The following is a 9,785-nucleotide window of genomic DNA, read 5'->3' as shown; positions in this document are numbered from 1 at the left end:
GCCAACAACGCTGCAACGTGAAAGGCGACGGGTATATTATTTAATCGGCGTTGATGAGCCGTCGGCATGCCACTCAAATACCCCGAACTCGAAGCCTTTCAGATCGCCTTTGTCATCCCAGCTCAGTGGGCCCATGACGGTTGCCACCGGTTGGCCGGTTTTCAGATCTTTGACGATATCGGCCGGTTCCTGGCTACCGCTGCGCTCCATTCCAGTGACCAGCGATTGCAGTGCAGCATAGGTGGTCCAGACAAACGGCCCTGTCGGATCCAGCTTCTTGGCTTTCAACGCATCGACTACCGGCTGGTTGGCTGGCACCTGATCGTAACGTTTCGGCAGCGTCACCAGCATGCCTTCAGACGCGGCACCGGCGATGTTGGACAGCGAGGAGTTACCCACACCTTCTGGCCCCATGAAGCGAGTAGTCATGCCCGCCTGTTTGGCCTGACGCAGGATCTGCCCCATCTCTGGGTAATAACCGCCGAAATAGACGAAATCGACGTTTTCTTTCTTCAGGCGAGCTACCAAGGTAGAGAAATCTTTATCCCCAGCGGTGATACCTTCAAACAGCACGACATCGGTACCCTGCTTTTTCAGGCTGTCACGCACTGAACGCGCCAGGCCTTCACCGTATTGCTGCTTGTCGTGGACCACGGCGATACGCTTGGGCTTAATCTCGTTGAGGATGTAGTTGGCAGCCGTTGGGCCCTGATCGGAATCCAGGCCGGTGGTGCGCATGATCATCTTGTAACCACGGGTGGTCAGATCGGCGTTGGTCGCCGCCGGGGTGATCATGATCACGCCTTCATCTTCATAGATGTCGGAGGCTGGCTGGGTCGAAGAAGAGCACAGGTGGCCGATCACGTAACGAATGCCGTCATTGATGACCTTGTTGGCTACCGCCACCGCCTGTTTCGGGTCACAGGCATCGTCATACTCTACCGCCACCAGCTTATCGCCCTTGATCCCGCCTTTGGCGTTGATATCGGCAATAGCCTGACGCGCGCCGATGAACTCCATATCGCCATACTGCGCCACCGGGCCGGACATGGCACCCACTACGGCAATCTTGATGTCTTTTGCCACAGCGACATGGCCGATAGCCATCGCGATACAACCGGCCAACAGCGCTTTACCCTTTGTTAATTTCATCCGCATAATCCCCATCTGTCGTTGTGAGTAAGTCCGTTGTTTTTGTCACACCTAATCATTGTTTCTACCGGGCGGATTGCAAGTTACACCCCGTTGATTGTGGCCTACAACACGGCGGTAGAACGCTTTTATCTATAAGTAATAATGATTTAGGTACTTTTGTGACAATATTTTCTAATAAGACTTTATTTTTCATGTTATTAAACAGGAATTTTCTTCTGCAAAGCAACTCTCGAGGTCAGAAACAAGCGGTGTAAACAGCATAAAATCCGGATTAAATCGGCGACGTTTAGCGCAAGGAACAGCGAGATGTGCTGGTTAACATGCCATTAACTAACCGTTTACTCGGAAAATGCCCGCCGCAAAAAACATTTTACCCAGGGCACGTATAGAAAAACTTACACAACGCGCCGGGCAAGATCTATTACACTGTCGGCATCCCATCTCCTTGCGGAAATCCGGCATGAAACTGACCATTGAACGCTTGACCAGCTTGTCCCCACAAGACCTTATCGACCTTGGTAAAATCTGGCCACATCAACAACCAGCGCAGTGGCTTAGCTGGTTGGAGGAGGGTAAGGCACTGTTTGCCGCCCGCTTTAACGAGCGGCTGCTGGGGGCGGTAAAAATCGAGATAGAGGGCCAGACCGCCCAATTACACGATCTGCTGGTGCGCGAAGTGACACGCCGCCGAGGTGTGGGGCTGTATCTGATAGAGGATGCCCAACGTCAATTGCCACAGGTGCAACATTGGCAACTGGATACGGCCGGGTTGGCCGCACGTGAACGTGGTGAGGTCGGCAACTTTATGCGTGCCTGCGGCTTTCAGGCTCAAGGCGATTGTTGGCAAAAATGAAACGTTGGCTAGCTCTGATCGTCGTCACGCTGCTCGCAATAACGGCCTGGTTTGCAGGGCACTACCAGGCAATGAATCTTCATCAGCCTTGGGATCAGCAGGCCTACGTTTGGCAAAGGGTGTGGACACCTCAGCATGCCGAGGCGCTGGCTGCCAGCCGTGACCTGTTGACTACCCTGCGCGTGTTGGGTTTGCAGGTGCATCCCCGTGAGGGTTTCCGGGACATCACGGTCAATACCGCCCTGCTGAAACAGGATGGCCGTCCGCTATGGCTAGTAGTGCGGATAGACGGGCAATTGATGCAGTTGGATGAGGCCGCCATCTCTGCACGTCTGCAGCAACAACTGCAACGCTGGCAGGCGGCCGGTTTACCGGTGATTGGCGTGGAGATCGACCATGATGCCGCCACCGCACGGCTGCCCAAATATCAACAATTCCTGCGCCAACTGCGCCAACGGCTTCCTCCTTCATTACAGCTTGGCATCACCGCCCTGCCCGCTTGGATCGGCTCCCCAGCCCTGCCCGGCGTACTGCAACAGGTAGACAGTTCGGTGCTTCAGGTACATACGGTGCTCTCACCCACCCAAGGTTTATTCGACGGCCAGCTGGCTCAGGAGTGGACACACCAGTACGCGCGCCTTAGCCCTAAACCCTTCCGTATCGCCCTGCCAGCCTACGGCATGGCTCTGCTAGGGTTCGATGCTCAGGGAGCTCTGGTTGAAAGTGAAGTCTCGCAGCGCGTGGCTGGCAAAATCCAGGAGCTGACCGTAGCACCGCAGCAGGTTGCCGATTTCTTGCAGCAGCTCGCACAACGCCCACTGCCACATCTGCGCGGCATTATCTGGTTCCGCCTGCCGCTGGAAAACGATCGCCGCGCCTGGTCGATGGCTACGCTACGGGCAGTGATCCAACAGCAGCCATTGCTCGCCAACTGGCAGGTGAAATTTTTGCCTCAGCCACAGCAAAATGGGCTGTATGATTTGATTATCGAGAATCAGGGACCGGTGGATGCCCCATTACCGCGTGAGATCCACATTCAGGCCGAAGGTTGCCTGGCCGCCGACGCGGTAGGTCATTACCAGTTAGCAACGCCATCTGAACCCCAACGCTTTATCCGCATTAGCGGCGATCAGCTACGAGCAGGGCAATCACGCCCCCTAGGCTGGCTACGCTGCCAACAGATCACGCCAGGAGACACCCATGTCATACCTTGATTTGCACACAGCAGGGCACAGTCGCCGTGCGCTCCCGTTAGCATCACTGATCGCTGCGGCATTGATGGTGCCGCTGAGCGGCCAGGCCTGTGGGCCTGACTTCCCCAACCGCCTGCTGGTTAACCGCAACGGCACCCTGCTGTATATGCCTGAGGGCAACTTCGCTTTCGAAGCCACCCGTCTGGTGCCGGTAGACCCGCAACTGCCACGCTGGCAGGCCCCGGCCCCGGCGACACCGCCAAAACCGATGCCCCTCTCGCCGGAACAGCAAGCCATTGCCCAGATGCGGGCAACCCAGACCGTAGAAGAAGCCGATGCGGTGAATGCGCAAGGGTTATCTAATGCCGCACGCTTATATACGCTGGGGGCGGTAGCCTTTGCCGCAGAAGATCCGCGGGCGTCGCAATATTTCCAGCAGGTGTTGGCGTTGCCAGCCGCCGAGCAGGGAGCATGGGGGTTACGGGCGCAATACTCCCTTGGCCGCCTGCTGATGGGCGATCATGGCACGCCGGAAACCGAGTCTGATGCCGAACCGGTGGTGCAACACCCGGAGAAAGCACAGCTTGAGCAGGCCCTCACCGCCTTCCAACAGGTGATCGATCAGGTGAAAGCTGGCACCGCCGATCCGGACCAACTGGCGCTGAGCAGCCTGGGCCAGCAGGCAAGGATCCATTTGTGGCTCGGGGAGATCGCTCCAGCGGCACAGCTGTATGCTCAGCAGGCCGCCCAAGGCGATCCCGAGGGTGGGCTTTCGCTGCAGTATATCTCCACCTATCTGATCAACCCGCAGCATGTGGAGGCATTAAAACAGGCTATTCACGATCCGTTGGTGCAGCAGTTGGTCACCATTGAGCTGTTCGCCCGCAGCAGTAATCTGGAGATGTCCGGTATCATTAACGGTGAGACCAGCGCCAAGCAGCTTGTCGATCAGACCCTGACGTTGCTCAATGACTCGGTTAAAAGTGGTTTCACCGGTAGCGACCGGCTGGCGGCGCTGGCCTATCGTTCCGGGCAATATGCCATGGCGGCCAACCTGCTGAAAAATGCGGGTGATGGCGGCTTAGCCTGGTGGTTACGTGCCAAAATGGCCCTGCGTGATGGTGATGTGAAAGCCGCAACCGCCGCCTATGCCAAAGCCGCAGCCGCATTCCCTACGGATGAAAGCTGGGGGGAGCAGCGTAACGAAGACTTCGCAGCCGAAATGATCGTGCCGGATTGCCGGGTTGCTGGCGAGCAGGCCATTCTGGCGCTGAACCGTGGCGACTATCTGCAAGCGATGGATCTGATGTATCGCGGCAAAGAAAACTACTGGGCAGACGTGGCGGATATCGCCGAGCGGGTGTTGACGGTCGATGAGCTGAAAGGCTTTGTGGATAAGCATGCACCAGCGCCTACCACACCGCTCAAGCCGGTCAATCCCGATGAATACAATGGTGAGCGGATCACCCAAGAGGTTCAACTGCGTGAATTGCTGGCACGGCGAATGATGCGCGTAGGTCGCTATGAGGAAGCGGTGAACTACTTTGCCATTCCGAACTACCGCCAGGCGGCGCAGGACTTTGCCAACCTGATGAAAGCGGCGAAGGATAAATCGGCAGATAAGAACGTACGCGCCAAAAGCTTCTATCAGGCGGCGGCGCTGTTGCGCTCGCAGGGGTTGGATTTCACTGGCTATGAAATGACGCCGGATTACAATATTTATGGCGCGGGGTATTCCTATCTGGGGGATGCTTTCAACACCAAGGATAGCAAAGACAAGAGTTGGATCAGCGCAGCGGAAGCGGTACGGGCCAAGAAATCGTTGCCAGATGCAGATAACCGTTTCCTGCATTACCGCTGGCAGGCGGTGGATCTGGCGCAAAAAGCCGCCGATCTGCTGCCACCGAAAAGCCAGGCCTATGCTGCCGTGCTGTGTAATGCCGCAGGTTGGGTGATAGCCCGCGATGCCAAGACCGGCCGGGCGCTGTATCAGCGTTATATCAAGAACGGCACCCAGTTTGAGTGGGGAACCAAGTTTGGCTACGACTGCCCGGCACCGGAGTTTGATACCGCAGCCAACTAACTACAAAAACAGAAAAGCCCGGCAAGCCGGGCTTTTCGAACGTTAAGCGCTATCGGTATCAGGCTTCGATCGCCATCTTCAGTTTCTTCATGGCGTTCTTTTCAAGCTGGCGCACACGCTCGGCGGAAACGCCGTACTGATCGGCCAGCTCCTGCAGGGTGGACTTGTTGTCATCGTCCAACCAGCGGGCGCGGATGATATGCTGGCTGCGCTCGTCCAGACCTTCCAGCGCGTAGGCCAGTTTGTCTGCGGCATTGCTTTCCCAGTTATCCTCTTCGATCCCTTCGGCAAAGTCCGAGCTTTTATCTTGCAGATAGAGCATCGGGGCCATGGCATGACCGTCACGCCCTTCATCTTCCGGCGTTGGGTCAAAGGTCATATCCTGCGCCGCCATGCGCGACTCCATCTCACGCACGTCTTTGCTGGTGACACCCAGCTCGCGCGCGACCAGCTCGACTTCGTCCTGATTGAACCAGCCCAGACGCTGCTTGGTTTTACGCAGGTTGAAGAACAGCTTGCGCTGTGCCTTGGTGGTCGCCACTTTGACGATACGCCAGTTGCGCAGCACGTACTCGTGAATTTCTGCCTTGATCCAATGCACCGCAAAGGACACCAGACGTACGCCAACCTCTGGGTTGAAGCGACGCACGGCCTTCATCAGGCCGATATTCCCTTCCTGGATAAGATCTGCCACCGGCAAACCGTACCCTGAATAGTTACGGGCAATATGAGCGACAAAGCGCAGGTGAGACAGGATGAGCTGCTTAGCGGCTTCCAGATCGCCCTGATAATGCAGCCGTTCAGCCAGTTCCCGCTCTTCCTCTGCCGTCAGCATCGGATAGGTGTTGGCTGCCCGCAGGTAGGCTTCCAAGCTGCCCTGTGGGACTAAGGCTAAAGTGCGCATTTCTTTGGTCATTCAAAACCCTCTCTTGATAAAACTGGTCATGCAGGTGATTTCACGGCGGGGAGCTATTGATCTTGCGGCAGTTGCTGTTGCAAAAGCGGGTCCACACGCCGGGCACCTAAACATTTGCTGCAGATTTGGACCGTGCTCAACCCCAAAAGTTCACCGTTTTTCACACACAGTGCACACGACGATACGTCATGCAAGCTCAGGTTGATTGGGAATTTGTGCGTTTGAGAAGAGATCGGAGATGTTGAGGTCTGGCAGCTCTTCTCCCGCAGCACGGCAACCGGGCCGCAGCAGGAGAAGAGTATACCAAAAATTCACTATTGTGGTGTAAATCGGCGTAAATGTTGCACGGTAGCCAACCAGGCGGCAATCCAGCCGATCATCGCCGAGATCAGCAGCAGCAGCAGCGCCTCATCCCAACCCAGGCCATGCAGGGTAAAGGTGGTGCCAAACACCTTCGCCACGTTGGTCACCACCGACTCCAGCTTCCACACCAGCGCGCCAGACAGGGCCAGCGAGAACAACGCGCCGAAGAAGCCGAGCATTGCACCACCGTTGAGGAACGGCCGCAGGATAAAGCCGTCGGTAGCACCGATCAGCTTCATCACGTTGATGGTATCGCGACGGCTGAAGATGCTCAGACGCACGCTGTTACCAATCACCAGGAACACCGCCACCACCATCAGTATGCCGATCATCAAGGCGACTTGGCCCACCAACCCGGTCAGCGCCGCCAGGCGGGCAAACCAGCTGTCATCCATCCTGACTTCATCCACGCCCTGTACCGCCGCCACGCGATCGCGCAGGGTGGTGAGCGTATCGGAACTCTGGAAACTCATCTGCGGCGTGACAATCGCCACGGCTGGCAGCGGGTTTTCTTCCAGCATATCCAGCGCGCCACCAAAGCCAGACCAGTTGCGGAACTCGCCCCGCGCCTCTTCACGCGACAGGTAGTTCACCTTCTCCACTCCGGCCTCGGCCTTGATCGCATCCAGCACTTTAACCGCCGCGTCATCGTCGAGGGATTTATCCAGATACACCGTCAGCTGTGGCGTTGGGTACCACTGAGTCGCAGCGGTACTGACGTTCTTCCAGACGATGTAGCAAACGCTCGGCAGCGTCAGAGAAATGGCGATGACCATCACGGTCAGCAGCGTTGCCAGCGGTTGGCGCAGCATATCGGCAATGGCGTTCATCCAGGCATAGCGCCACTGTTCACGCCAGCCACCGCGCAGTGCCTTGCTCTTGGCGGTTTTTGCATTATTCGCCATGCTGTGCCCCCCCTACCATACGGCCCTGGCTCAGCGTCAGGATGCGGTAATTGCGCCGGGCGATCAGCCCGGTGTCGTGGGTTGCCATCAGCACCGTCACCCCAACGCGGTTAAATTCTTCAAACAGGCGCAGGATCCCTTCCGACAGGGCGTCGTCCAGGTTACCGGTCGGTTCATCCGCCAACAGCACCGCTGGCTTGTTCACCACCGCGCGGGCAATGCCAACGCGTTGCTGCTCACCACCGGAAAGCTGAATAGGGAAGTTCTTCGCTTTATCCAGCAGCCCGACCTTGTCAAGCGCAGCCGAAACGCGGCGACGGATATCTTCGGTACTGGCTCCGGCTATGACCAGCGGCATCGCCACGTTGTCATACACCGTACGATCCAGCAGCAGATGGTGATCCTGGAATATCATGCCGATCTGGCGACGCAGGAAAGGCACCTCACGGTTTTTCAACCGGCTGATGTCATGGCCGCCAAACCAGATATGACCGGCGCTTGGCCGCTCAATCCCACAAATCAGTTTCAGCAGGGTACTTTTCCCCGCGCCGGAATGGCCGGTCAGAAACGCCATCTCCGCCGGACGTAGATGAAAATCTACCCCCTGCAGGGCTTGCCGTCCACCCAGATAAGCTTTACTGACCTGTTCAAAGCGAATCATCCGTATCAATCCTCTCGGGCAAAAAGTGCCTCAATAAAGTCATCAGCCTTAAACGGCCGCAAATCTTCGATGCCTTCACCAACGCCGATGTAACGGATCGGGATCGTAAACTGATCGGCGATGGAGAAGATCACCCCGCCTTTGGCGGTACCGTCCAGTTTAGTCAGCGTTATGCCGGTCAGGCCCACGGTTTCATTAAATAATTTCGCCTGGTTAACCGCATTTTGTCCGGTGCTGGCATCCAGAGTCAGCATAACCTCATGGGGGGCCTGCTCGTCCAGTTTTTTCATCACCCGCACGATCTTCTTCAGCTCTTCCATCAGGTGCGCCTTGTTCTGCAGGCGACCGGCGGTGTCGGCGATCAGCACATCGATATTGCGGGCTTTGGCCGCCTGCACCGCGTCGAAGATCACCGAAGCGGAGTCGGCACCGGTATGCTGAGCGATGACCGGAATGCGGTTACGTTCGCCCCAGACCTGCAACTGCTCAACCGCGGCAGCGCGGAAGGTGTCGCCTGCGGCCAGCATCACCGATTTACCTTCGGCCTGGAACTGACGCGCCAGCTTGCCGATGGTGGTGGTTTTACCCACGCCGTTCACGCCAACCATCAGGATCACGAATGGCGTTTTGCCACCGACATCCAGTGGCTGATCCACCTTGGCGAGAATTTCCGCCATCTCTTCTTTCAGTTTGCCATACAGCGATTCGGCATCTTTCAATTGCTTACGGCTGGCGTGCAGAGTAAGAGACTCAATGATTTTACGAGTGGTTTCTACGCCAACATCGGCGATTAACAGCTGTTCTTCCAGCTCTTCGAAAAGATCGTCGTCGATCTTCTTGCCGCGGAACAGGCCGATAAAACCAGACCCCAGGTTCTGTTTGGTTTTCAGCAGGCTGCGTTTAAGACGGGCGAAGAAGCCTTCTTTGCTAGGGCGCTCTTGCTCTTGCGTTACCGCCGGAGCCAGCAGTTCAGGCTGTTCAGGTTCCGCTTCCCGTTCTGGCTCGATAACCTCTTCACTCACCTCTGGATCAGGTTCGATAATCTCGGCAGGCACTTCGATTACCGCTTCAATCACCTCTGGCTCAGGTTCGATAATTTCGGCTGGCGCCTCGATAACTGCCTCAACCAGCTCTGGTTCTGGTTCGATAATCTCAGCAGGCGCTTCGATTACCGCTTCAATCACCTCTGGCTCAGGTTCAATAATCTCCGCAGGCGCTTCAATCAGCTCGGGTTCTTCTACTTGCGCCTCAGGCTGTTGCGCTACGGTGACTTCTTCGATCGCCACCGGCTCAGCATGGTGTTCGTCCAGCGGCAGGATATTTTCGGTGATAGGCTCGCCGCTCAGGCTGCTATCCCACTCCCCTGGGGTATCTTTGCTGGCCGCTGGTGCAGACTCCTGGGTAGGAAGTTTATCGTCCAGTTTTGGGGCAGCCGGGGTTTCTGCGGCCTGCTGTTCCGCCGGTTCTACGGCAGATTCAGGTTGTTGCTGCTCTTCTTCCTTCTGGCCGAAGCCCAGCCAGGAGAAAAACCCTCGTTTTTTATCTTTTGCCATGTTCTGACCCTACTCCGTACCAATGGCTTGCAAATGCGAAAAATTAATTCGCCGAGTCTATCACTTTCCCTGGCACAGCAACACGCATCGGCAATGCTTTCAT

General features: G+C 56.6%; 8 protein-coding genes. 3 read left to right on the top strand and 5 right to left on the bottom strand.

Annotation, left to right across the window (positions count from 1 at the left end):
* Window positions 1–36: 36 nt before the first annotated feature.
* A complete protein-coding gene (locus tag ACLQ7H_RS19400; protein ID WP_411754075.1) occupies window positions 37–1,152 on the bottom strand; it encodes a branched-chain amino acid ABC transporter substrate-binding protein in 1,116 nt (371 codons plus the stop codon).
* A 463-nt stretch (window positions 1,153–1,615) separates the two neighbouring features.
* Between ACLQ7H_RS19400 and panM the strand changes: the two genes are divergently transcribed.
* Genes panM through ACLQ7H_RS19385 form a run of 3 tightly spaced genes read left to right on the top strand, consistent with a single transcriptional unit; the run spans window position 1,616 to window position 5,284 of the window.
* On the top strand, window positions 1,616–2,008 hold the full coding sequence (panM, locus tag ACLQ7H_RS19395; RefSeq protein WP_411754074.1) for an aspartate 1-decarboxylase autocleavage activator PanM: 393 nt from the start codon (window positions 1,616–1,618) through the stop codon (window positions 2,006–2,008).
* Window positions 2,005–3,222: a DUF3142 domain-containing protein gene (locus ACLQ7H_RS19390; RefSeq protein ID WP_411754073.1), complete on the top strand. Its 1,218-nt coding sequence runs from the start codon at window positions 2,005–2,007 to the stop codon at window positions 3,220–3,222. The genes panM and ACLQ7H_RS19390 overlap by 4 nt, the downstream gene beginning before the upstream one ends.
* Window positions 3,209–5,284 carry a hypothetical protein gene (locus ACLQ7H_RS19385; RefSeq protein WP_411754072.1) on the top strand — a complete coding sequence of 692 codons (2,076 nt, stop codon included), beginning with the start codon at window positions 3,209–3,211 and terminating at the stop codon, window positions 5,282–5,284. The genes ACLQ7H_RS19390 and ACLQ7H_RS19385 overlap by 14 nt, the downstream gene beginning before the upstream one ends.
* Window positions 5,285–5,342: 58 nt before the next feature.
* Here ACLQ7H_RS19385 and rpoH read toward each other — a convergent pair whose 3' ends face one another.
* The 4 genes from rpoH to ftsY all read right to left on the bottom strand — a co-directional run bounded on the left by rpoH (window position 5,343) and on the right by ftsY (window position 9,682).
* Complete coding sequence (gene rpoH, locus ACLQ7H_RS19380) at window positions 5,343–6,200, bottom strand: RNA polymerase sigma factor RpoH (protein ID WP_021181503.1); 858 nt, start codon at window positions 6,198–6,200, stop codon at window positions 5,343–5,345.
* A gap of 314 nt (window positions 6,201–6,514) precedes the next feature.
* Window positions 6,515–7,468 carry a permease-like cell division protein FtsX gene (gene ftsX / locus ACLQ7H_RS19375; RefSeq protein WP_411754071.1) on the bottom strand — a complete coding sequence of 318 codons (954 nt, stop codon included), beginning with the start codon at window positions 7,466–7,468 and terminating at the stop codon, window positions 6,515–6,517.
* A complete protein-coding gene (gene ftsE, locus ACLQ7H_RS19370; RefSeq protein ID WP_021181505.1) occupies window positions 7,458–8,129 on the bottom strand; it encodes a cell division ATP-binding protein FtsE in 672 nt (223 codons plus the stop codon). Before ftsE ends, ftsX begins: the two co-directional genes overlap by 11 nt.
* Window positions 8,130–8,134: 5 nt before the next feature.
* Window positions 8,135–9,682, bottom strand: a complete 1,548-nt coding sequence (gene ftsY, locus ACLQ7H_RS19365) for a signal recognition particle-docking protein FtsY (RefSeq protein WP_411754070.1) — start codon at window positions 9,680–9,682, stop codon at window positions 8,135–8,137.
* Window positions 9,683–9,785 lie beyond the last annotated feature (103 nt).

The organism is Serratia sp. (in: enterobacteria) (assembly GCF_046715635.1).
Lineage (GTDB): Bacteria > Pseudomonadota > Gammaproteobacteria > Enterobacterales > Enterobacteriaceae > Chania.
This window is presented reverse-complemented; position numbering and strand designations above follow the sequence as displayed.